19 protein-coding genes and 2 tRNA genes are annotated in these 22,152 nt (G+C 57.0%); 9 read left to right on the forward strand and 12 right to left on the reverse strand.

From position 1 onward, the window contains the following. Positions 1–128: 128 nt before the first annotated feature. A complete protein-coding gene (locus tag K5845_RS05575; RefSeq protein WP_287958549.1) occupies positions 129–1,322 on the reverse strand; it encodes an N-acetylmuramoyl-L-alanine amidase in 1,194 nt (397 codons plus the stop codon). A gap of 969 nt (positions 1,323–2,291) precedes the next feature. Here K5845_RS05575 and K5845_RS05580 point away from each other — a divergent pair. After that, a complete protein-coding gene (locus K5845_RS05580) occupies positions 2,292–5,426 on the forward strand; it encodes an Rne/Rng family ribonuclease (protein WP_287958550.1) in 3,135 nt (1,044 codons plus the stop codon). Between the two features lie 309 nt (positions 5,427–5,735). Here K5845_RS05580 and aat read toward each other — a convergent pair whose 3' ends face one another. From aat to K5845_RS05610, 6 genes are all read right to left on the reverse strand, one after another. Then, positions 5,736–6,416, reverse strand: a complete 681-nt coding sequence (aat, locus tag K5845_RS05585) for a leucyl/phenylalanyl-tRNA--protein transferase (RefSeq protein WP_287958551.1) — start codon at positions 6,414–6,416, stop codon at positions 5,736–5,738. Positions 6,417–6,485: 69 nt separating this feature from the next. After that, complete coding sequence (gene accC / locus K5845_RS05590) at positions 6,486–7,826, reverse strand: acetyl-CoA carboxylase biotin carboxylase subunit (protein WP_046475184.1); 1,341 nt, start codon at positions 7,824–7,826, stop codon at positions 6,486–6,488. A gap of 32 nt (positions 7,827–7,858) precedes the next feature. Continuing rightward, positions 7,859–8,341, reverse strand: a complete 483-nt coding sequence (gene accB, locus K5845_RS05595; protein ID WP_046479726.1) for an acetyl-CoA carboxylase biotin carboxyl carrier protein — start codon at positions 8,339–8,341, stop codon at positions 7,859–7,861. Between the two features lie 50 nt (positions 8,342–8,391). Next, on the reverse strand, positions 8,392–8,844 hold the full coding sequence (gene aroQ, locus K5845_RS05600) for a type II 3-dehydroquinate dehydratase (protein WP_046475182.1): 453 nt from the start codon (positions 8,842–8,844) through the stop codon (positions 8,392–8,394). Positions 8,845–9,127: 283 nt separating this feature from the next. Then, on the reverse strand, positions 9,128–10,009 hold the full coding sequence (locus tag K5845_RS05605; protein WP_052743570.1) for a DsbA family protein: 882 nt from the start codon (positions 10,007–10,009) through the stop codon (positions 9,128–9,130). 83 nt (positions 10,010–10,092) lie between these two features. Then, positions 10,093–11,520, reverse strand: a complete 1,428-nt coding sequence (locus K5845_RS05610) for a M48 family metalloprotease (protein ID WP_287958552.1) — start codon at positions 11,518–11,520, stop codon at positions 10,093–10,095. Positions 11,521–11,866: 346 nt separating this feature from the next. Here K5845_RS05610 and K5845_RS05615 point away from each other — a divergent pair, with 346 nt between their 5' ends. Then, positions 11,867–13,054, forward strand: a complete 1,188-nt coding sequence (locus tag K5845_RS05615) for a pyridoxal phosphate-dependent aminotransferase (RefSeq protein WP_046479719.1) — start codon at positions 11,867–11,869, stop codon at positions 13,052–13,054. Between the two features lie 86 nt (positions 13,055–13,140). On the opposite strand, the gene K5845_RS05620 is transcribed toward K5845_RS05615, so the two are convergent. Then, positions 13,141–13,881, reverse strand: coding sequence for a peptidoglycan-binding domain-containing protein (locus K5845_RS05620; protein WP_160298671.1), 741 nt, complete (start codon positions 13,879–13,881; stop codon positions 13,141–13,143). A 362-nt stretch (positions 13,882–14,243) separates the two neighbouring features. On the opposite strand from K5845_RS05620, the gene K5845_RS05625 reads away from it, so the two are divergent. Then, positions 14,244–15,074, forward strand: a complete 831-nt coding sequence (locus tag K5845_RS05625) for a DUF72 domain-containing protein (RefSeq protein WP_046475178.1) — start codon at positions 14,244–14,246, stop codon at positions 15,072–15,074. Here K5845_RS05625 and K5845_RS05630 read toward each other — a convergent pair. Then, on the reverse strand, positions 15,071–15,427 hold the full coding sequence (locus tag K5845_RS05630; protein WP_046475176.1) for an ArsC family reductase: 357 nt from the start codon (positions 15,425–15,427) through the stop codon (positions 15,071–15,073). The two genes, K5845_RS05625 and K5845_RS05630, sit on opposite strands and share 4 nt — an antisense overlap. 210 nt (positions 15,428–15,637) lie before the next feature. Between K5845_RS05630 and K5845_RS05635 the strand changes: the two genes are divergently transcribed. Further along, complete coding sequence (locus K5845_RS05635) at positions 15,638–16,873, forward strand: Aq_097 family APC-type transporter (protein ID WP_287958553.1); 1,236 nt, start codon at positions 15,638–15,640, stop codon at positions 16,871–16,873. A gap of 61 nt (positions 16,874–16,934) precedes the next feature. Here the strand turns inward: K5845_RS05635 and K5845_RS05640 are convergent, their stop codons facing one another. The 3 genes from K5845_RS05640 to K5845_RS05650 form a co-directional block, all read right to left on the reverse strand. Further along, positions 16,935–17,807, reverse strand: coding sequence for a sigma-70 family RNA polymerase sigma factor (locus K5845_RS05640; protein ID WP_432264124.1), 873 nt, complete (start codon positions 17,805–17,807; stop codon positions 16,935–16,937). Next, a complete protein-coding gene (locus K5845_RS05645) occupies positions 17,794–18,258 on the reverse strand; it encodes a carboxymuconolactone decarboxylase family protein (protein WP_046475171.1) in 465 nt (154 codons plus the stop codon). The genes K5845_RS05640 and K5845_RS05645 overlap by 14 nt, the downstream gene beginning before the upstream one ends. An 89-nt stretch (positions 18,259–18,347) precedes the next feature. Continuing rightward, entirely contained in the window at positions 18,348–18,755 is a 408-nt protein-coding gene (locus K5845_RS05650; RefSeq protein WP_046475169.1) for a cupin domain-containing protein, read from the reverse strand. 399 nt (positions 18,756–19,154) lie between these two features. On the opposite strand from K5845_RS05650, the gene K5845_RS05655 reads away from it, so the two are divergent. The 5 genes from K5845_RS05655 (at position 19,155) to K5845_RS05675 (ending at position 22,150) form a co-directional block, all read left to right on the forward strand. After that, positions 19,155–19,418: a hypothetical protein gene (locus tag K5845_RS05655; RefSeq protein WP_139165306.1), complete on the forward strand. Its 264-nt coding sequence runs from the start codon at positions 19,155–19,157 to the stop codon at positions 19,416–19,418. Between the two features lie 92 nt (positions 19,419–19,510). After that, positions 19,511–20,272: an SDR family oxidoreductase gene (locus K5845_RS05660; RefSeq protein WP_287958711.1), complete on the forward strand. Its 762-nt coding sequence runs from the start codon at positions 19,511–19,513 to the stop codon at positions 20,270–20,272. Positions 20,273–20,481: 209 nt separating this feature from the next. Beyond that, a tRNA-OTHER gene (locus K5845_RS05665) sits at positions 20,482–20,555 on the forward strand. Continuing rightward, positions 20,554–20,628: transfer RNA gene (locus tag K5845_RS05670), tRNA-Ile, on the forward strand. Before K5845_RS05665 ends, K5845_RS05670 begins: the two co-directional genes overlap by 2 nt. Positions 20,629–21,004: 376 nt before the next feature. After that, entirely contained in the window at positions 21,005–22,150 is a 1,146-nt protein-coding gene (locus tag K5845_RS05675; protein ID WP_287958712.1) for a slipin family protein, read from the forward strand. Positions 22,151–22,152 lie beyond the last annotated feature (2 nt).

Raw genomic sequence — 22,152 nt, forward strand, 5'->3', positions numbered from 1 at the left:
AGATACGTACACGCAATGAACGCCACGTTATCAATCATTGTCGTGTGACAAAAAACCTGCCTGATCGCAAGCCCGCGCCATGTCCCATGCAGTATAGATCACGGATTGGTAAATGCTGGGTACAAGCTTCAGTGGGAACGGCGCTCAAAGAAAGCGTCAACCGCGTCAGCAATGGATACCGAAACAGATTCACGCCATTTTTGAGACTGCATCATTTTCTTGTCTTCTGTATTGCTGAGGTATCCAAGCTCGATAAGAACAGAAGGCGTGCGGGTCTGCTTGAGCACCTTGAACGCAGCCGACCTTTGCGGAGACCGCGCCAACCGCAGTTTCTGTCGCATCTCTCCTACAAGCGTCGAAGAAAAATCCGCTGAAAAATTGGCCGTCTCGCGTTTCAGCAAATCCGCCAGAATACTGCGAACCTCGAAGGCGCCCTCCGACTCGTCCGGGTTCAGGCCCGCAACCGCATCAGCGCTGTTTTCCTTCTCCGCCATTCGCCGCGCCATAGCATCCGAAGCTCGCTCTGAAAGAGTGTAGACGGTCGCCCCTCTTACGTACTTGGCTGAATCGGTATCGGCGAGAGCATCAGCATGCAGAGAAATAAACAGGTCCGCCTTTTTCTCTGACGAAAACATCAAACGATCATCGAGGGATACAAAAACATCGTCAGTTCGCGTCATAAAAGTTTGATAGCCGCCGCGCTTCGTCAACTCTCGATGCAGCTGCTTGGCAACTTCAAGAACGACGGATTTCTCGTAGATCTCGCTTCCCCCGAGAGCGCCAGGATCGACACCACCATGCCCAGGATCGATAACGATGACCGGCTGGGCGTTGCGCGGGTGAACCGCTTCGGCGTCATCCACAGGCCTAGAACGGCTCATCGCCCGTTTGCGCGCTCCGCCGGTACCAGTGCCAAACGTCGCTGCGTCCGTTGCGCGCAAAAGCAAATTGAGCTGTACCCCCTCACCTTCCGGAACATTGATCATCTCGGCCCGGGCGATAACAACCGGGAGTTCGGTGTCCATCACGATGCGGGATTTACGCGGTGCGAAGAGCCCATACCGAAAGGCCTTTACCAGCCCTACCCCGGAATGGCCTGCATCAGCGGTCAGCCGAAACGAAACGTCCGGCATATCGATGATGACCCGATAAGGATTGGCCAAAGTGAACACTTCGGCAGGAACCCCAGCTGACAGTGTCAGGCTGAAAACGGTCTCGTCGCGATCACCCTCGACTTTAGCGTCGGTCGCAACAACACTCGCCGCCGCTGGCAACGCGCTGACAACTATCGCCAGCACAATGGCCACCAGCGCCCACATCATACTAAGTCCGCTGCGCCTCGCGATGCGCAATAGTTAGCCCCCCGGCTGACCTTTAACCTTAAAAACAATCGGCTCCCCCGAGCCCACTGTCTTTCGCAAATCCGCGATCGAATCACCGCCTGCGGTGATTCGTGCAAGCCACCGCAGTATCTTCCCATATGTAACAACACGACATGCATTAACGGATTATTTGCCCGCAGACTACAAGCTAGAGCCTATAACTTCATGGCTCAGGCGGGCCCAAGGTCAAGTTGAAGGCCTTGCGCGATTCGCCTGTTCGTCATAAAGAATTGTAATGGTCGTTCGGAATGCGACAGACGGGATGTGACTCGGGTCGCAACTACGGCAGTTACGGCGCTTGCAGCCCACCCTTTATAGCGGATTGGCGCTGACCTTAGCGAGTAGCCGCGCATTTCCAACAACCGGTGGTGGCATCCTCCGTGGTGCGCTCCCGTATCGACCCGTGTGACCGTTTAATTTGGGCCGGTGCCGTTTTTGCGCCGTTATTTAGGCCTGCAACGTTTCTCAGGGACGATCGCTCAGCGCCCCAGGCGAAGATGGTGCTTTTTTTGCGAAGGTCTGCCGCGTGCCAGGACCATTGGCTTCGCAGATCCTGTCTTCTGGTGGGCATGCCCGAGCATTACCGCCCTTTCCTCCCCCTTTTTCAAAAGGGGACTCGTTTCAGCCCGGCGTCGCAATTCGTGGCGCGGCAGCCGGTTCATAAAGCTAAGTAAGCTACGCAATGCCTAATGCACGCACGACCAACCTGAATGCTCAAGAGCGCCGCTCGGCGCTCAGCAGCTGCTGCCGGAATGATTTCGGCCCGGGTCGGACGCGCGACAATCGTTCCACCTCTAACCCCAACCACTTAATCGCCACAGCGCGCATCGCCCCCGTGCGATCGAACCGCGCTGGCCATTCATCCATGACGGCCGATCCGCCAAGCGGGCAAGCCCAGGAAAATCTTCAATGTCAGAAAACAAGATGCTTATTGATGCCGCGCACCCGGAAGAGACCCGGGTCGTGGTTCTTCGCGGAGGTCGCGTAGAGGAATTCGACTACGAATCAGCGGCTCGCAAACAACTGCGCGGCAACATTTACCTCGCCAAGGTAACGCGCGTTGAGCCGGCGCTGCAGGCTGCATTCGTTGACTATGGCGGCAATCGCCACGGCTTCCTTGCCTTTAACGAAATCCATCCGGACTACTATCAAATTCCGATTGCTGACCGCATTGCTCTCCTGGAAGAGGAAGCAGCAATAGAAGCGGAAGAAGAAGCTGAAGCAGACGCGCGCGCCGAACGCATGGCAGCACGCCGCGCCCGCCGCCAGAATGCGACGCCCTCAAAGGACTCGGATAACGACGACGACAACAATACGAACGACGAGTCCGACGAAGCGGAAGACGTCCATGCCGCGTCGTCGGACGACCATGATTGGGACAACGACGGCGACAACGAAGCTTCCGTCGCCGATGATGCTGACGCTGTCACTGCGGATGAAACCTCGGAAGAGGCCGTCCAAGCAGAGAGTGTCGGAAGCAAAGACGACCCAGTAGACCCTCCGTCGGATGAAGACTCCGGGCAACAAAATGGTCCGAAAACGATCGCCATTAACATGGCGCGCGACGAAAGCCTCTCGGAAGAGTTGTCCACAGAAGGCGACAGCGAAAGCTCCGACAGAACGGAAGTTCTGGTGGACGCTGATGTTGCAGAGGCTCTCACCGCCACCGTCTCAGAGGCGCGTCCGAACACAGAGGTGGACGCAAGCCCTGCTGCTCCGGAAGAAGCCGAAGAAATGGCACCTGCGGACGACGACACCGATGGAGATACGACAAACGCATCCGCAGACACGGACGCAATCGAAAACGTCGGCGACAGTGAAGATGCCTTGGAGGAACTGCCCTCCAGGCCACGGCGCTCGCGCCGTAGCTACAAAATCCAGGAAGTTATTAAGCGTCGTCAGGTCCTGCTGATCCAGGTTGTGAAGGAAGAACGCGGCAACAAGGGCGCCGCCCTGACGACCTACTTGTCACTTGCCGGCCGCTACACCGTGTTGATGCCGAATACCGCACGGGGCGGCGGTATCTCACGCAAGATCACCAATCCCCAGGACCGCAAGCGACTGAAGGCCATCGCTACGGAGCTCGAAGTTCCGGAAGGAATGGGCCTGATCATCCGCACGGCCGGTGCCGCACGTACGAAGCAGGAAATCCGGCGTGACTTCGAATACCTGCTGCGTCTGTGGGAAAGCGTGCGCGAACTCACACTGCAATCAACAGCTCCAAGCCTCGTTTACGAAGAAGGCGACCTGATCAAACGTTCGATCCGCGATCTCTACAATAAGGAGATCGACGAGGTCGTCGTGGCAGGTGAAGATGCGCACCGTGAAGCGAAAAGCTTCATGCGCATGCTGATGCCGAGCCACGCCAAGAACGTTACGCTCTATAAGGACGCCGAGCCTCTCTTCACACGCTATGCTATCGAACGTCAGTTGAACGCCATGTTCAGCCCGTTCGTCACATTGCGTTCCGGCGGTTATCTCGTCATCAACCAGACCGAAGCGTTGGTTGCTGTCGACGTGAACTCGGGCCGCTCCACCCGCGAGTTCTCGATTGAAGAAACGGCGCTCCATACCAACTTGGAAGCAGCCGATGAAATCGCCCGCCACCTTAAGCTGCGGGACTTGGCCGGATTGATCGTTATCGACTTCATCGACATGGAGGAGAAGCGCAACAACCGGGCCGTGGAACGTCGGCTCAAAGAGGCGTTGAGGCTGGACCGCGCCCGCATTCAGGTCGGCCGTATCAGCCCGTTCGGCTTGCTGGAAATGTCCCGTCAGCGCCTGCGCACAGGTGTTCTCGAAGGTTCCACGTCGCAATGCCCGCACTGCCAAGGCACCGGCATCATCCGCTCGACTGAATCGATTGCACTCGCTGTTCTGCGCGCCCTCGAAGACGCTGTGATGAACAAATCACGCGGATCGTTGATCGCGAACACCACGGCCGAAGTCGCCTTGTACATTCTCAACAACAAGCGCGACTTCATCATCGACATGGAAGCGCGCCACGGCTTCCCAATCCTCGTTCAGGCTTCGGAAAAAATGGCCGGCGCCAACTTCACGGTCGAGAAAGGCTCCGCCCCCGCGCAGGCCCCGACCCCACGGCGCGCGGATCGCAGCGCGGTCAAGATGGATTGGAACTTCGACGAGGCCGAGGTCGTCACGGAAGCTTCTGACAATTTCGACAATGAAGATGGGAACGACGAAGCAACCGGTTCGGGCGAAGAGGACAACGGCCGGCGCAAACGGCGGCGTCGGCGCCGGACGCGCCGCGGTGGCAGCGAACGTTTGGCCAACGCAGCCGACACAAGCGCCAGCGAGAACCTCGTCGAAGCATCAGACGATATGGATGAAGACGAGCAGGATACGTCCACATCAGACGATGGCGAAGCCAGCGATGACACCACAATAGAGTCTGCTGACGGGTCCTCGGAACGCCCCTCACGTCGTCGTCGTCGCGGGCGCCGCGGTGGCCGCCGCAACCGTGAACGCAACCGGACAACGGCAGAAGGCGAAGGCGAACACGCAGACGGTACACAAGATGCCGCCAGCGAAATTCCCGGCCTCGGCCCCCAACCCTCGATTATCGAAATCTCGACCGAACCGCGTGCAGAGGCTGAACCCACACCGGTGCGTGAGAAGGCCGAGCCATCATCAGAAACCGTCATGAGGGTGACGGAGCCCGCATCGGAAACTGTTGAAGCCGTAATACCACCGGCTGAACTACAGCAATCCGTTACGGAAGAAGTCACCACCGAAACGCAAAACGAACCTGCCGCGTCAGTCCAGGCCCCCGAAACCACGCCGCCAGTCGAGGCCGAAGCTCCGGTTGCCACGAAGGATAAACCGGTTCCCGTCGTCGCTGCTGAAGAACCTAGAGCCCCTGAATCAACACCGGCTCCGAATGGAGGGCTGCGTCTGCAGCGTGTAATTATGGGGCCAGACCGTTCCGTAGAAACAGGCCTCGATGCGACCTTGGAGCCATCCGAAGATAAGCCCGCGCGCAAAGGCTGGTGGCAACGTAAACTTCTGGGAAGCGACAGCTAAGCTGTCCCGCCTCTAAATCGCGAGAGCAATCGGGCTGATCTCAGATCAGCCCGATTTTGTTTGACCCACCATTAAAGACGCAAAGCAAAACGACCCTTGGCATCGGTGGGAAATGCCAAAGGGCCGCTTCGCGGGTGCCACGAGCCAATAGCCTCAGGACCGGAGGCCTAGGGACTGGGGATTGGCCCGCACGGGGGGAGGCACCTTAGCTTCGCAGGAAAACGACCAGGGACCCGCCGAACTCCGCTCGGCCGAAACTCGCGCGAACGCGACACCAGCGCTGTTACCGAGGAAACAGCCCGGCAATGTTCATCCGCGGGCCGTCGCGTCGTTGATAATTGAAAGCGCCGTCGCCCCGTCAACCTGACGCGGCAAGGCATTGAAATTGCCTTGCTTACTGAGCGCCTCTTCCAACGTTTCCTGGAATGTGCCCCGGTCAACCTCGATGGTACCGAACTGGCGCAAATGATCCGTCACAAACTGCGTGTCCAGCAACGTGAAATCACCCGCAATCAATCGCGCGACAAGATGTATGAGCGCAATCTTCGAGGCGTCGCGCTCCGTCGAAAACATGCTTTCGCCGAAGAAGGCACTCCCCAGCGCCAAACCGTATAGCCCGCCAACCAGCTCATCATCGCGCCAAACACCGACTGTGTGGCAGTACCCCAGTTCAAAGAGTTCGCGATAAAGCGTGCGGATACGCGCATTGATCCACGTAGAGCGCCGCCCAGGCTTGGACGCTGCACACCCCGAAATAATGGATTCGAAATTGTCGTCGATTCTAACGACAAACGGCGTGCCCCGCACCGTCCGGGCCAACCGCTTCGGAACATGCACCTCATCCAGGGGCAGAATCCCACGCTGTTGGGGCTCAATCCAATACAACGCCGGATCGGCCGCACTTTCGGCCATCGGAAAGATGCCGCAGCTGTAGGCCTTCAGCAAAACCTGCGGCGTAATCTCAATCATTATGTCGTCGTGTGAAGTCACCGTTGGGCGACCTCCTTTGGTTCTCAGCGACAACAGAACAACGTCATCGCTTTCAATCAAACCAAAAGATTAGGGCTTTCCGAGGAATTTTTCGAGCCAGTGAATGTCATAAAGCCCATTTGCGATATCTGGCTGTCGAATCAACTCGTTAAATAGCGGGATCGTGGTTTCGATGCCATCAATCACGAATTCCGACAAGGCGCGTTTGAGGCGCATCAGGCACTCGTTACGCGTCTTACCATGCACGATCAGCTTCCCAATCAAGCTGTCGTAGTAGGGTGGAATTCGGTAGCCTTGATAAACACCGGAATCGACGCGCACGCCCAGACCTCCTGGCGGATGCCAGTAGGTGATCTGACCTGGCGAGGGCCGGAAAGTACGCGGATTTTCCGCGTTGATCCGGCATTCGATGGCATGCCCGGCGAATGTGATGTCATCCTGCGTCAGGCTGAGCTGAGACCCGGAGGCCACGCGGATCTGCTCCAGAACGAGATCAATCCCGGTGATCGCTTCGGTAACCGGATGCTCGACCTGAAGCCGCGTATTCATCTCGATAAAATAGAACTCACCATCCTCGTAGAGGAATTCTACGGTCCCGGCGCCACGATATTTAAGCTCCCGCATGGCATTCGCCACGACATCGCCGATCCGCGCGCGCGCCGCTTCGTTGAGCGCGGGAGAAGGCGCCTCCTCCCAGACTTTCTGGTGGCGCCGTTGAAGCGAGCAATCGCGCTCACCCAAGTGGATAGCGTTGCCTTGTCCGTCACCGAAGACCTGGATCTCGATATGACGGGGCTTTGTCAGATACTTCTCGATGTAGACAGCATCATCGCCAAAGGCCGCCTTAGCCTCTGTCCGAGCTGTTGACAGGGACAGCGGAAGCTCAGCTGCGGTCATCGCAACCTTCATACCGCGTCCACCACCGCCGGCGGCAGCCTTGACCAGCACCGGGAAACCCATCGCCTCAGCGACCTTCATGGCTTCCGCTTCACTGGAGACACCGCCATCCGACCCCGGAACCACCGGAATTCCAAGCCGCTTCGCGGTCTCCTTGGCAGCGATCTTATCGCCCATGATCCTGATATGCTCAGACGTGGGTCCGATGAATGTGATGTTGTGTTCTTCGAGAATTTCAGCGAAACGCGCGTTCTCGGACAAGAACCCATAGCCGGGATGCACAGCATCTGCCCCGGTAATCTCACACGCGGCGAGCAGGCGGGGTATATTCAAATAGCTATCGGATGCCGGAGGCGGTCCAATACACACACTTTCGTCCGCCAGCTTCACGTGCATGGCGTCAGCATCGGCAGTCGAATGGACGGCGACAGTCGCGATCCCGAGTTCCTTGCAGGCTCTCTGGATCCGCAGGGCGATCTCACCGCGATTGGCGATTAATACTTTATCGAACATGGCTATGCACTCGCTGAAGGCTGCTCCGGCAGCTATTCGATGATGACGAGTGGCTCGCCGAATTCGACGGGCTGACCGTTTTCAAAGAGGATTGCAGCAACGGTTCCAGCTTTCGGTGCCGGAATCTGGTTCATCGTCTTCATCGCCTCGATAATGAGCAACGTATCACCCTGGGCAACACGCGTACCCACTTCGATGAATGACGGCGCACCGGGCTCAGATGCACGATAAGCCGTGCCCACCATCGGTGACTTAACCGCGCCAGGATGCTTGCTGGCATCAAGCCCCGGGCTATCTGCAGCTTCAGCTGGAGCAGCTGTCGGAACGCTTGCCATTGCAGGGGCCGCAGCAGCTACGAGACCCGACGTTACGTTAATCTGCCGCGCCACGCGCACACGCAGGCCGCTCTTTTCGATCTCGATCTCGCTAAGGCCCGTTTCGTTGAGCAATTCAGCGAGCTCGCGAATGAGCTGGCTCTCCGCGCTCGTCGTACCCTTTGCGTCCTTGGCGCTCATGCCAATCTGTCCCTTGCTCTGCGGCCGCTTTTCGGGCCGTCCCTTTCGTTTCATCGCTTTTGTGGTTTGCTTGTGAGCTGAACCATCGCCTCAAGCGCCAATTCGTAACCTTTGGCGCCCAAGCCGCAGATCACACCGGTTGAACCGAGCGATACATACGAATGATGGCGATAGGTTTCACGTTTGAAGATGTTAGAAAGATGAACCTCGATGACCGGCAGTTCAGCAGCCTGAAGCGCATCGAGAATGCCAATCGAGGTATGTGTGAAAGCGCCTGCATTGAGAATAATCCCGCGAGCGGCCTCACGTGCTTCTTGAATCCAGTCAATCAGTTCGCCTTCGTGGTTGGACTGGCGGAAAACAATTTCTGCGCCCAACTGTTTGGCGCGTGCAGACGCTAAGTCCCGCACGTCATCCAACGTATCGGTGCCATAAACGGAGGGCTCACGCCGCCCGAGCAAATTGAGGTTAGGTCCATTAAGGACGTAGATTGGCTTGGCCATATCCTATGTGCGCGAGAAGATAAGACCGATGGCTCCGGATCGGTAGTGCACCTGCCCCCGGAAGGTCCTTTCTATGAATACTGCGAAGGGGTCTAACAGTTTTCACCGGCAAACGAAAGTCTGGCCCTGCAACGGCAAGACTGCGTCGGGGAAAAGCCCAAAGAAAGAACCGCAGCAACGCTCCCGATGGAGTTATTGCCGCGGCTCCAACTGTGAATCGTCCCACCCCTAGAAGAAAGGCCATCTTAGGGGGAACACAAGCATACCGTCGCAAAAACGCAGATCAGCAAACTTTGCAGCCGCCGTTGTCACGCGTTTCCTTTACCAATCCAACAAGTTGTTCATATAGATTCTCTGGCGCACCTGCGATTGACTTGTCGGCAACGAGATAGTGAGGCGTTCCATTTATGCCCATCTTCTGAGCAAGATCGCGAACATTCTCGATTTCTTTGGTCACTTCAGGAGACTTCATGTCTTCTTTCAGTTTCGCAACATCAAGACCATGCTTCTCAGCGATCTTTAGCGCATGTTCGCCGTTCATGGTGCCCTTCGCGGCCATAAGAGCGCGATGCATTTCCCAATACTTGCCTTGGGCTTTTGCCGCCAGGGCAACCCGTGAGGCTTCCAGAGATCCCTCAGACAGGATTGGAAGCTCCTTGAAAACAACCCGAACGTTCTTGTCGTTCTCGATCAGCTTCGCCAGCTGCGGAAAACCCCGTTTGCAAAAGCCGCAGTTGTAGTCGAAGAATTCGACCACAGTAACGTCAGCCTTTGGATCACCGATAGCCGGCGCATTTGCCCGCCGGAAGAGAGCCTCAGCATTGTCCGCGATCGCAGCCGTAAACTGCTCCGCCTGCATGGCTTCAAGCTTCGTCTCAAGAGCCGACTGGATTTCCAGGAACAACTCCGGATGAGCAAGCAGATATTCTTTGACGATAGCCTCGATGCCAGCGCGCTGCTCCGAAGAAAAGACCTTCGCCGCCTCAGACTGAGCGCCAGCCTTAGCTTCAGCCGCGCCCGCATCTTTTGTCTGGGCAGTCGCTGCCGGCTCACCCGTCATCACGGCTAACGCCAAGCCGCCTGCAGCAGCAAGGGGAAGCGCTAAGGTCAGGCTTTTAATGCTGAGCAATCCGTTCAGCGCTTTATCCACGAAGTTGGTGGTCATGTGAGTTCCTTGATCGAGGACCGATAATGTCACGGCACAGGGGTGAAGTGGATCTAGACCAACGGCACCGCAGCGGTCTGGGTTTAAGCTGGCGGCTTGTACGTCAGAATGTCGTCGTTCTGTATCCATTCTGGCGAGCCCGGCTTCAACTGGCTTTGCGCCCGCTTCGCGAAGATTTGAGCTTGCTGCAGGTTTCCTTCAAGGAAATATGCCTGCGCCGTCATCGCATCCGCCTGCGGCCGCCTACCTTGATTGTAATACGCCGTCGCAAGCAAGCGATAGGCGCGGGGATTCTTGTCCTCTACGAGGGATTTGCGCAGCAGGCTCACAGATTCCGCGAGGCCACTCTTGTCTCCGGCATTCTGGATTGCCGCCGCTAACTGGACCCGGATAAGACTTGAACCATTCGTCAACTGCAGCGCTTTACGCAGGTGCGGGATCGCCTCGCGAGACTTACCCGACCGCATCAGCAGATCGCCCTTTACCTCGTGGAAATAGGGATTGTTTGGCCGCTCGCGAACAAGTCCATCGATTTCCGTAAGAGCGCCCTCGAGACCTCCTGGACCGCCGCGGAAAAAGCGGGCCAAGCCCCGCGCATAGCGCGCCGGCAGACTTTTGTCCGTCACCGGATAGCGGTTAAACACGGCGGCTGGAGGATCGAGATAGCCCGCCAACTTAGCGCGCATAAGGTCGTGGCGAAGTTGGAGCTCCGCCGTATCCGACTGGCTGTAATACTTGCTACCAGTTACCAAACGCCGCAGCTGATTAAGACGATCCGTCGCCACGGGGTGGCTCCGAACGAAGGGGTCCTTGTGCGTGTCGGAAATGTATTCCTGCTGAGCAAAGCGCTCGAACGTCTCCAACATGCCGCGACCGGATTGCTGCGTAGCATTGAGGTACGACAACCCGGCTTGGTCTGCAGCCGACTCCTGCGATCGGCGCTCTGACAAGAGCGAGCGCATGACCATATCACTGCCGCCGTAGAGAACCCCCGTACCAGCACCGGTTACGTTACTGTCTCCGGAAACACCGCCGGCCACCATGATGCCGATGCCAAGGATCTGCATAAGCAAAGCCCGCGTCTGATCCTTAGCGATACGAGCGCGGAGAGCCGCCATATGGCCACCAGCAATATGACCCGCTTCGTGCGCGATAACACCGATAACCTGATTGGGCGTATCCGCCTGCATAAGCGTGCCAGTATGGATGAACACGTTACGGCCATCGATAACAAACGCGTTGAACGAATCGCTTTTGACGATGCGCATTTGCACCCGCCCGGTTCCCAAGCCTGCAGCCTTGAAGATTGGGCGTGCGTAGTCATTGAGAAGATCTTCAATTTCGGTATCGCGAATGAGCGGCAAGCCCTGCGCCATCGTCGGCGCAACGTTGGCGCCAAGCACGACTGCAGCCAAGCTCACAGCGCGCGCAATCCTACCCGCTGCTCCGCGCCCCAAGACCGTCCCTGCCAACGTTTTGAAAGCAAGGTCCGAAGCTGCTCTAAGGCCCATAAACTCGTCCCCCTTGACCCGGATTCGAACGTCGTTGCGACGGCTTATACCATGATAGATTGGGCTGGCATGCGTTCGTCACACCGATTATAGCTGCGCCCGGTCCCTGCTGGCGACACTGACCGAATTCACCAGCTTCGAGAGGATTATGATCGTTCGATAGACGAGGTCGAATGGTTATTCCCCGAGGACCCAAACCACATAGACCGATCAGCACGCGATAATGGGGCATGATCAAGGCACGGCAATCAATCAACAAGGTAGTGAGCATAAGCCTTCCTGCAAGTTTTTCTGGAAAGACCCAATGAGCGGTGACGACCTGAAATCGGCCTCTAACGTGCGGCCCATGCCCGCAAGTACCGTTCGCGACGCCATCCCTGGACGGCTGGCGGCTGCGAGACGTAGTGAGATCGATAGCTTCATCGTCATGGACGTTATGCGCGCTGCGGCTGCAAAAGAGGCCGCCGGCGAGCGCGTCATTCACATGGAGGTCGGGCAGCCCGCAACCCCAGCCCCCAAAGCAGCGCGTGAAGCGTTGCGTCAGGCCCTCGATGACAACAGTCTCGGCTATACGTTGGCACTCGGAATGGAGCCCTTGCGCGCACGCATTGCGCAGCACTATCAGGACACATACGGCGTCGACGTCCCCGCAGAACGGATCATCGTGACAACAGGCTCCTCGGCCGGCTTTATCTTAGCCTTCCTAGCCCTTTTCGATCATGGCGACACGGTCGCGTTGCCGTCACCAGGCTACCCCTGCTACCGCCAGATCCTGCGGGCCTTGGGTCAACAGCCGGTCATGATCGAAACCGGGCCGAATACGCGTTGGATGCCGACGCCCGAAGCCGTTGAAGCCGCACATTCCGAAAAAGGGATACGCGGTCTGCTTATCGCTTCACCAGCCAATCCCACGGGCACGATGCTTGAGCCGGAGCGCCTCTCTGAGATCTGCGCGACCTGCCAACGCCTCGGCCTCTGGTTCATCTCCGACGAGATCTACCATGGGCTCACCTATGAAGCGCCCGCCGCAACGGCCCTGGCACACAATGACGATGCCATCGTCATCAATAGCTTCTCAAAATACTTCTCAATGACCGGCTGGCGCGTGGGATGGATGGTCGTCCCGGACCGCCTTGTCCGCACAATCGAACGCTTAGCGCAGAACCTTTACATCTCCGCCCCTGCCGCCTCCCAAATCGCCGCTTTAGGCGCCTTCGACGGTATGGAGGAACTCGAAGCCAACAAACGCGTCTATGCGGAGAACCGCGAACTTTTGCTGGCCGGCCTTCCCAAAGTTGGTTTTGATCGCATCGTTCCGGCTGACGGCGCGTTCTACCTGTACTGTGACGTCAGTCATCTGACGGACGATAGCCCTTCCTTCGCAGCCCGAATGTTGAACGATATCGGAGTAGCGGCCACGCCCGGACTGGATTTTGATACCGAAAGGGGTGCGCAATATCTGCGCTTCTCCTACGCAGGTGCAACCAGCGACATGGAAGAAGCCGTAAAACGGCTCACGAACTGGCGGCGCTAAGCAAGCAAACGCTAAGGCCGAAGTCCCTTACGAGGACTCCGGCCTTACCAATCTGGTCACCACAATCGGGAGCTACTGGCTGAGCGTCAGTCGCAGGCGAGATAACCCGTATAGGTAACGATGTTATTGCGCTCGTTGCTCTCATCAATGAGGTTGTAGGGATCAACAACAGCGAAAATGGTGATTCGAGTACGCCCTTGGGCGTCCTTCACGTTATCAACCGTCATGCCGGCAGCAACGCCGGTGAGTTTCTCGATCGCCGCCTGCGTTTCAGCGTTCCACTCACCCGTGGCCTTAAGCTTCTGGTTTTCTTGGAATGATTTCAGCGCACGCTTTGACCCGGCACCCCAATCGCCGTCCACCGAAACAACATAGCCGCGTGACTTGAGGAACGCCTGAATGTCTCGTGCGAGCTTTGCATCCTTTGCCGGATCGGCCGCCGAACTGCTGTCACCGTTCGGCAAGGCGTTGTAATTACGCCCCTTCTTGACCTTCCCAGCGCCAAGCGTGAACTCGATAGCCCGCTGCTCTCGCGGCTCCATCTTCGTGCGCTTGGTGTCCTTCTCGATGAGGTCGATGTTTTCAGGAACATAGACCGCTACAAAACTGCGGAAGAGTTCGTTTGCACCACGCAGGTTGGCGTCACTGTCGCCTTCGTTGCGGATTACCAAACGCCCCGTCGCGAGCGGTTGGCCTTCTTCACAACCTACAAATTTAACCTCTGAATCCGACTTCTGAATTACAAGGTCGGGCGCTGCATGGGCGGCTTGCGCACCCAAGGTAACCGCTGCCAAAAGCCCGCCGCACGCAATAAATCTTCCTGCCATTTTTAACATTACAGTTCCCTCGAGAGCGGAAAAATTGTGCCCATACAGATACGCGCGAACATGCCAGAACCCTTGATCACATAGCAAGCTGCATCATAGAGCCGTGCAACACGTCAGATGTGGATATGTTGCAGTTGAGCCTCGGCCACACATCGGGTTGGTTCACCACGAGCAGGGGGCAAATAACGGGTCCAAACGCCACAACTGGGAACAAGATGCAATTCAGCCACGATCGTCTGATCTCCGCGGAAAGGTCCCAAAAATCTGAAATCTCACAGGGCAGACACAGCGACATCTGGCATCTGAAAAAAGACTCACATTCTCCGAAACGCGATCGAGAACCTAACCAACGGAAACGGCACATGGCAAAAAGAGCAAAGTCAGACATCCGCGTCGGTATCGGTGGTTGGACGTATGAACCTTGGCGTGGTGTTTTCTATCCCGACGGCCTGGCACAGAAGCGCGAACTCGAATATGCGAGCCGTCACCTGACGTCGATCGAGGTCAACGGCACCTACTATGGCTCGCTGAAACCGCCGACCTTCGCCAAATGGTATGACGAAACACCGGATGACTTCGTCTTCGCGCTGAAAGGCCCGCGCTTCACCACCAATAGGCGCGTGCTAGCCGAAGCTGGCGAATCCATTGAGCGGTTCTTCACCAGCGGTGTCATGGAATTGAAGGAGAAGCTCGGTCCCATCAACTGGCAATTCATGGGCACGAAGAAATTCGACCCGGATGACTTCGAAGCCTTCCTGCAGCTTTTGCCGAAAGACATCGGCGGGCATCCGATCCGTCACGCCGTCGAAGTGCGCCACGATAGCTTCAAAACACCAGAGTTCGTAGCCCTCGCCAAGAAATATGCCGTCGCCATCATCACCGCAGCCGATTCCAAATACCCTCAGATCGCCGACATCACCGCGCCGTTCATCTACGCGCGGCTCATGGGATCGAGCGAAAAGGAACCGGCGGGCTACTCCAAGAAGGCCATTGCTGCTTGGACGGAACGGGTACGCACCTGGGCTACAGGCGAAGTGCCCGACGGCCTGAGCACAGTCACCCCGCAATCCGAAAAGACTGGCCGCACGAAAGCTCACGACGTCTTCGTCTATTTCATCAGCGGCTACAAAGAACGAAATCCCACAGCGGCAATGACCATGATCGAAAGGCTCAAAAAATTGGATGAAACTTAGCGAAACTGCGCGGCGTATGTCTCAGGTTTGAAGCCAACGATCAACTTCCCACCGCCCACATCCAGAACCGGCCGTTTAATCATCGACGGCTGAGCAAGCATCAACGCGACAGCCTTCGCTTCATCGAGACTGGTTTTGTCGGCCTCCGGCAGCTTACGAAATGTCGTCCCAGACCGGTTTAAGAGGATTTCCCACCCAACTTTGCCGACCCATTTTTCCAGCATGCTCTTTTCAAAGCCCTGCGTCTTGTAGTCATGAAAAGAGAATGCAACGTCATGCGCATCAAGCCAGGCCCGCGCTTTCTTCATCGTGTCGCAGTTCTTGATCCCGTATATCGTGACAGACTTCGCCATCAACGCCCTCCTCGCGCGATTGCACCAAATTCATCACGTCAGTGATGCCGCAGAAACCCTCGTCCCGATACACATCACGCGTTCATTCCACATCCATTTCCGCCCTACCCCAACAACGCGTCCGACCTTTGACACGCGGCCACGTATCGGTGATTACCAAGGACATCGCGGCAGCCAGCAACCGCTACGCTTGACGAAAGGATTTGACTTTTGACGATCGCCCTCAACGTGGCATTGATCCTGACGACCGCCGTAGCAATCACAATCCTCTTTTCCAAGCGATTGGTAGACAGTCCCACCTACCGGGCCACCGTCACCCCGCTTGCTTCCATTATTGGCTCGGGATTTCTCGTCTCCGTTCCTCTGCTGGCCAGCGTGTTGGGCAACTATGCGCTGTTCGGCATGACCGCGCTGATCGTTTTCGCATACTGCGTAGGAGGCGCAATCCGCTTCAATATTCTCCACGGTGAACCACTTTTCAGGACAGGTCCACGCAACGGAGCCGGATCACTTGCCTATCTCTCCGAACGTATCTCCCACGTCGTGCTCGCAGGAGCCTACTTTGTCTCCGTCGCCTACTACCTCTCCCTCCTCTCGATTTTCCTATTGAAAGGTGTGGGGATCGACGACCCGTTGATGGCGCGCAGCATGACGACACTCTTCCTCGCCTTCATTGGCGGCTTTGGATTTATCCGCGGCCTCCGGGGACTTGAAGGTCTGGAAGAATATGCGGTGGGGTTCAAGCTCGCGGTCATCGCAGCCATCCTCGCCGCCCTCGCCCTTCACAACATTCACCTTAGCACGACGGGCACCTGGCACCTCCGAGATCTGACAACGCACCTGGATAGTGAAGCGATCCGCATACTCTGCGGCTTTGTCATCGTCGTGCAGGGATTTGAAACATCCCGATTTTTAGCGGGCCAGTACCCCCCGGCCCTCCGTGTTCGCACGATGCGAAACGCGCAATTGATTTCCGGCGCGATCTATCTCGCATTCTTCGCGCTTGCGACCGTCATGTTTCAAAACCACTTTGCGAAGGGCGAGGTTGCAGCCATCATCGACATTGTCGGCAAACTGGCGTTCGTGCTACCGATCATGCTGACAGGGGCCGCGGTCGCATCGCAGTTCTCGGCATCCATCGCCGACGCGATCGGAGCTGCCGGTCTCCTTCACGCAACTCTCCCCGAACGTTTCCCGCTCAGTTATTACTATCCCGCGATCGCAACCGTGGCGATTGCCCTTGTCTGGAGCGGAAGCGTTTTCGAAATAATTGCGCACGCCTCGCGCGCTTTCGCGTTTTATTACTTTCTGCAGTGCGTCGTTGCGGGATTCGTGACCTTTGCGGCGCCAGATGTAACGCGTCGCCCAGCACGCTTGGTTTGGTTCGGAAGTCTTGCGGCTATCTCACTCGCCGCTGCAATTTTCGGCATTCCAACTGAAGGCTAAGCCCCCAAAGCTGGCTGCGCTTTCAAGAACCGGAGCTCGAATCTCAAACTCCAGAATCTTTTCACGTCAATTCAGCGATATGAGCCAACTTGTCGGGATTGCGAGTGATATAGATCGCAGCGATCCGTCCATCCGCGATCTCGAATGCTGTGGTCTGCAGAAACTTACCATGCTCCCGACTAATGTAACCGGGTAATCCGTCAATCCAGACAGGCCGGATCAAAATCGCCGACTGCGATACATGTTTCCGATATAGCCCAGCAAACATGCGCAGAACACGGTCGATCCCAACGATTGGATTGCGGAATGCCAACACCTTACCCCCACCATCAGACCTGATGACGACATCGTGTGTCAGTAAGGCACGAAGTCCCTCAAGGTCGCCGTTCGTTGAAGCATGAAAGAAGGCCCGTGCAATACGGTCGCCATCCTCCCGCGCCACTTTAAAGCGTGGCCGGTCCTCCTGAACGTGACGCCGCGCCCGTACCGCAAGCTGGCGTATTGCGGAAGGCTCGCGGTTCAGGGTCTCCGCGATCTCGTCAAGCGGAACCCCAAACACGTCGTGCAATAGAAACGCCGCGCGCTCCAGCGGAGACAGCCGCTCCAACGCCAACATGAGCGTCAACGTCAACTCGTCAAACCGCATATCGTCATTCTCCGGCTCGACGATAGGGTCAGGAAGCCATGAACCGAAATAAGTTTCCCGCCGAGCCCGAGCTGATTTCATGACATCGAGACAAAGCCGCGTAACCGTCCGGTTGAGATAGGCCGCAGGTTCGCGCACATTCGTTCCATCCACACCCGCCCAACGAAGCCAAGCTTCTTGCACGATGTCTTCGGCCTCTGTCATCGACCCAAGCATGCGATAAGCGATGCGCAGCAGCCGCGGCCGCTGCGCTTCAAAAAGATCTGTACTCTTATCAGGCTGCGTCACGCGCATTATCCACGGGGTGAGCGACTCGGAAACCAACTTGAAGCCGGTTCCAGACATTAATGGCACCAATGGCAAGCGTCAGGTTCACTTGTTCAGCTTCGGTAAATTCCGCCTTCACCAGCTCATAGTCAGCATCGGGTGCATGCGTATCCGACAACCGCGTGAGCGCTTCGGTCCAGGCAAGCGCCGCCCGCTCGCGCGGCGTGTAAAGAGAAGACTCACGCCATGCATCAAGCATGTATAGGCGCATCTCAGGTTCACCGTTCTTACGCATGTCGGTGGTGTGCATATGAATACAAAAAGCACAGCCATTGATCTGCGAAGCGCGCAATTTCACAAGTTCGAGCAGACTGTGTTCAAGCCCACAGTCTCTCAGTGCAGTCTCGACGCCCACCATCGCCTTGATTACAGCGGGAGCGGCTTTATGTGGGTCGTTCAAACGCGGTGTCATGATCATCTCCAATCTTGGACGAGGGTTCTGCCCAGTTGACGACGCAGCACCAACGGAAGTGACATGATGCATCGCCTTTTTTGAAAGAGTCAGTCGCGATAAGGTGTCGTGAGCTCTTTTTCATCGGTGTCCACGATGAAGACGGCCAACAGCTTTGCAGGTTCAGTGGCGCTGGCATTGGAGCTAACATCGTGCCGATCTCCGGGATTCTCCGAGAAGCTCTCGCCAGCACGATAGGTCACAACAGGCCCGCCATTGACGGCACTGTTGATTGCGCCTTCAAGGACGGTTGCATAAATAAAGGCCGAACTTGCATGCGTATGACCAGGGCTGGAACCACCCGGGCCATATTCGACAAGAACCGCCTTGATGCTCTTGCCTGGAACATTGGGCAGAACGTGCTCGTAAACAACCGTAACGTTGGCTTTTTCGCCGTGAGCTTTGGCCGGAGCCACGAAAACCACCGCAAGAACCAAAGCAAACAAAAATCTATTCATAGCTACTTCTCTCACTCACCGATGGGTAAATCGCTGCGCTTCAACCTCAAAGACGAGGTCGGAGACCTCGGTGTGACATGAGCCGGCGATTTTTTTGAGATATCCCGCTTCTTCCGAACGTGTGTGCGGAAATAAGCTCAGCAAACGATGCGCACGTCTTGCGGTCGTTTATGAAAACGCTTGAGAAATTAGCGTCGCATCGCAATGCGATTGGCAAAGACCACCAAATAGCTCATCGCGTCTCGTACAAAACGCCACCGCACACCGAGTGATTCTTCCACAGGCATATGCGCGGAGATGTATGCGTTCTATCAGGGAACTGATCTAATCACGCCCGGCAAAAGATTGATCTGATTCGCACGAGCCAAAAATAACTCGTCGTTCCAGGAGCCGGGAAAAATGACGACAATCTCTTCACTTAACAACGCAGCGTTGTCGCTTTTTAAATCCACTCAGCCTGAGCGGATGACAAGCAGAAATACTGAGACAAACGAGCAAGTAAAAGTTGGGAGCGGGATGTCCACGTTACCCGGGGCCGCATATCAACAAGCGGCAGCCGCAGCTGGAAAATTCTCCGTCGAGACAGCGTCACCTTCCCGAAAGGTTATTGCCACCGGAGAAACGACACCTGATGTCGATCCAAATGAAACATCAGGCGAATAGCTCTCTGGTCAACCCACACAATAAATATGTTGGAGCGGCACAATAATATTGGCAAACTCCCCAAAAAATGAGGGAGAAAACATTTGCCGGCGGTGCAAAGTGCTCAAACTCACGACAGCGATGTTCTGTTGGTTACGGGCGGAAGCCGTGGCATCGGCGCCGCGATCGTGCGTGAAGCAGTCGCGCGGGGCTACGCTGTAGGCTTCAGCTACCAGTCGGATATAGCATCAGCGCGATCGTTGGTCGGCGAACTTGCCGCCGAAGGCGGGCGCCTCCAAGCCATTCAGGGCGATGTCGCCGACGCGAGCTTTACCTCTTCTTTTTTCGATGAAGCGTCAGCCCAATTCGGCCCTGTGACCGCCGTTGTAAACAACGCCGGAATGACCGGGCGGATTGGGGCCTTTAGCGAGGTCCCTGTCGACATCCTGCGTCGCACGATAGACGTGAACCTGCTTGGGACGATGTTCATGGCCCAAGAAGCCATCCGCAGATGGCAAGCTGCATCCATTCCCGGACGCCTCGTAAACATATCTTCGGTCGCGGCAACCCTCGGTTCTCCCGGAGAGTACGTCCACTACGCAGCCACGAAGGGCGCCGTGGACACGCTGACCATCGGCCTCGGCAAGGAAGTCGCCGCATCAGGCATCCGCGTGAATGCGGTTGCACCAGGGACAGCTTACACGGATATTCATGGCGCAGGCGGCGACCCTGATCGTCCAAAGCGCATTGTTGCGCGCGTCCCTATCGGGCGCATCGCCCAACCTGAAGAAATCGCAAAAACCGTGCTCTGGCTTCTCTCAGACGAAGCCTCGTATGTGACGGCAACCGTCCTCCGCGTTGGCGGTGGAGTGTAATCGGAACCGAAACAGCTCTAACTTTCCAAGTCTCGCGCGGCTTACGCAGCTATCTGACATTCTGCCTTGTGAAAGGCGTATTCGAGACCTATACGCGCGCTCCCCGGTCAACAAAACCGGCGTGAGCACAACGGTTGGAGTTCCTGAACTCCGCCCGCGCAGGCGGCCTTGCCAGCCCTGTGTACGGAGCCACGACGGGGAGATCGGTTGGGGTTTTAGCTCAGCGGTAGAGCACCGGACATTTGTCCGGAGGTCGTGGGTTCGACTCCCGCAAACTTCACCACTGGATAGCTCAGATGGGTAGAGCATCAGACTGATAATCTGACCGTCGAAGGTTCGAATCCTTCTCCACTGCTGGCCTCAAAAACCAGCTCCACCCTTCCAAGGTGTTGTCCAAACGGGGCCGGGGACCGGAATGCGGAAGGACTGAAAACAACGCTCGTACCTTCGGGCACGAACGAAGCGGAAGGTCCCATGCCGTTTATGCGCCGCCTGATTTCAGGTGACGGCTAAGACGCGTTTGCGCCGGCACGCGGGCTTTAGTCCGTAGGTCCGTGCAACCGCCGCGATGCCCGCTCCCTGCGATCCGCTGCGCGTAGATGCCAGCGGTCCCCGGCTTCATGACCGGCATCGAAAATACCTGTCCCGCGCCATGCGGGACAAAGGCTCAAACAACGAAAGGACGATCGACGCATGCCATAGCCATGCCCGACAGGAGTAACGAACATGCTGATGAAGATTCTCGACGAACTTATGGGCCGCATGCGCTTTCGGGTGCAGGAAAACCAACGTGCCATCGTCTTCCAGAACGGCAAGCTGTTGAGCATTGCCGGACCGGGCGAACATGTCCTGCCGAACTGGCGCAAGAGCCTGGAGGTCGTACCTTACGACATCATCACTGGTGCGGTGTTCAAATCTCCGTACGAGAAGCCCTTGTTCGACAAGCTCCCGGACGTGGCAGCTAAGCACCTGAGCGTCTTTCGCACGGGCCGTACCGAAGTTGCTGTCATCGAACGCGACGGTCGTCCCTTCGACGTTCTTCCGCCAGATAGCAAATTGACCGTATGGGCCGACGCCGGTCCGTGGAGCGCGACGCACATCGACATCTCCACGGACTTGCGCATCGATCCCGACCTCCTGCGGCGACTAGTGCTTGCCGGCAAGATGAACATCATCACCGGCGCCACGGTGGCCGAAGGTCATGCCGGATTGCTCTTCATCGACGGCGTCTACGTCGAGACGTTGGAACCTGGCGTCTACGGCTTCTGGAAGTCCGGGCGGACAGCAACGGTGAAGCAGATCGACCTGAAGCGGCAGTCGGTCGACGTCACCGGCCAAGAGGTACTGACGAAGGATCGCGTGACGATCCGCATCAACCTCGCGGCGGAATACCGTGTGACCGATCCGGTTCTCGCTGTCTCAGCGGTAAAGGACTTTTCGGACAGCCTCTACCGCGCCTTGCAGTTCGCCTTCCGCAAGACCCTTGGCGCACTGAGCCTCGACCAAATCCTTGAGAAGAAGGTAACCATCGACGAGGAGGCCGCCGGCAAGGTGAAGGCAGACATGGCTGCAATCGGCGTTGAGGTCTTGGACATCGCGCTGAAGGACGTCGTATTGCCGGGCGAAATGCGCGAGATACTGAACCAGGTCGTCGCGGCTGAAAAGCAGGCCGAAGCCAACGTGATCCGTCGGCGTGAAGAAACGAACGCAACCCGCTCGCTTCTGAACACCGCAAAGGTCATGGCCGAAAACCCGGTCATGCTGCGCTTGAAGGAGCTGGAGGCTCTGGAGGCAATTGCCAGCAGGGTCGAACGCCTGACGATCCACAACGGCACCGGCGGTTTGATGAACGACATCGTCAAGCTGCGAGACGAATAAAG

Source organism: Filomicrobium sp., assembly GCF_025698805.1.
Classification (GTDB): domain Bacteria; phylum Pseudomonadota; class Alphaproteobacteria; order Rhizobiales; family Hyphomicrobiaceae; genus Filomicrobium; species Filomicrobium insigne.

Excerpts from the sequence above, each read along its gene's own strand:
- K5845_RS05650 (WP_046475169.1), bottom strand. The coding sequence starts at position 18,755 with ATGAATAGATTTTTGTTTGCTTTGGTTCTTGCGGTGGTTTTCGTGGCT.
- K5845_RS05580 (WP_287958550.1), top strand. The coding sequence starts at position 2,292 with ATGTCAGAAAACAAGATGCTTATTGATGCCGCGCACCCGGAAGAGACC.
- K5845_RS05605 (WP_052743570.1), bottom strand. The coding sequence starts at position 10,009 with ATGACCACCAACTTCGTGGATAAAGCGCTGAACGGATTGCTCAGCATT.
- K5845_RS05575 (WP_287958549.1), bottom strand. The coding sequence starts at position 1,322 with ATGATGTGGGCGCTGGTGGCCATTGTGCTGGCGATAGTTGTCAGCGCG.
- K5845_RS05615 (WP_046479719.1), top strand. The coding sequence starts at position 11,867 with ATGCCCGCAAGTACCGTTCGCGACGCCATCCCTGGACGGCTGGCGGCT.
- K5845_RS05645 (WP_046475171.1), bottom strand. The coding sequence starts at position 18,258 with ATGACACCGCGTTTGAACGACCCACATAAAGCCGCTCCCGCTGTAATC.
- accB (WP_046479726.1), bottom strand. The coding sequence starts at position 8,341 with ATGAGCGCCAAGGACGCAAAGGGTACGACGAGCGCGGAGAGCCAGCTC.
- K5845_RS05610 (WP_287958552.1), bottom strand. The coding sequence starts at position 11,520 with ATGGGCCTTAGAGCAGCTTCGGACCTTGCTTTCAAAACGTTGGCAGGG.
- K5845_RS05675 (WP_287958712.1), top strand. The coding sequence starts at position 21,005 with ATGAAGATTCTCGACGAACTTATGGGCCGCATGCGCTTTCGGGTGCAG.
- K5845_RS05620 (WP_160298671.1), bottom strand. The coding sequence starts at position 13,881 with ATGGCAGGAAGATTTATTGCGTGCGGCGGGCTTTTGGCAGCGGTTACC.
- K5845_RS05655 (WP_139165306.1), top strand. The coding sequence starts at position 19,155 with ATGACGACAATCTCTTCACTTAACAACGCAGCGTTGTCGCTTTTTAAA.
- aroQ (WP_046475182.1), bottom strand. The coding sequence starts at position 8,844 with ATGGCCAAGCCAATCTACGTCCTTAATGGACCTAACCTCAATTTGCTC.
- K5845_RS05625 (WP_046475178.1), top strand. The coding sequence starts at position 14,244 with ATGGCAAAAAGAGCAAAGTCAGACATCCGCGTCGGTATCGGTGGTTGG.
- accC (WP_046475184.1), bottom strand. The coding sequence starts at position 7,826 with ATGTTCGATAAAGTATTAATCGCCAATCGCGGTGAGATCGCCCTGCGG.
- K5845_RS05630 (WP_046475176.1), bottom strand. The coding sequence starts at position 15,427 with ATGGCGAAGTCTGTCACGATATACGGGATCAAGAACTGCGACACGATG.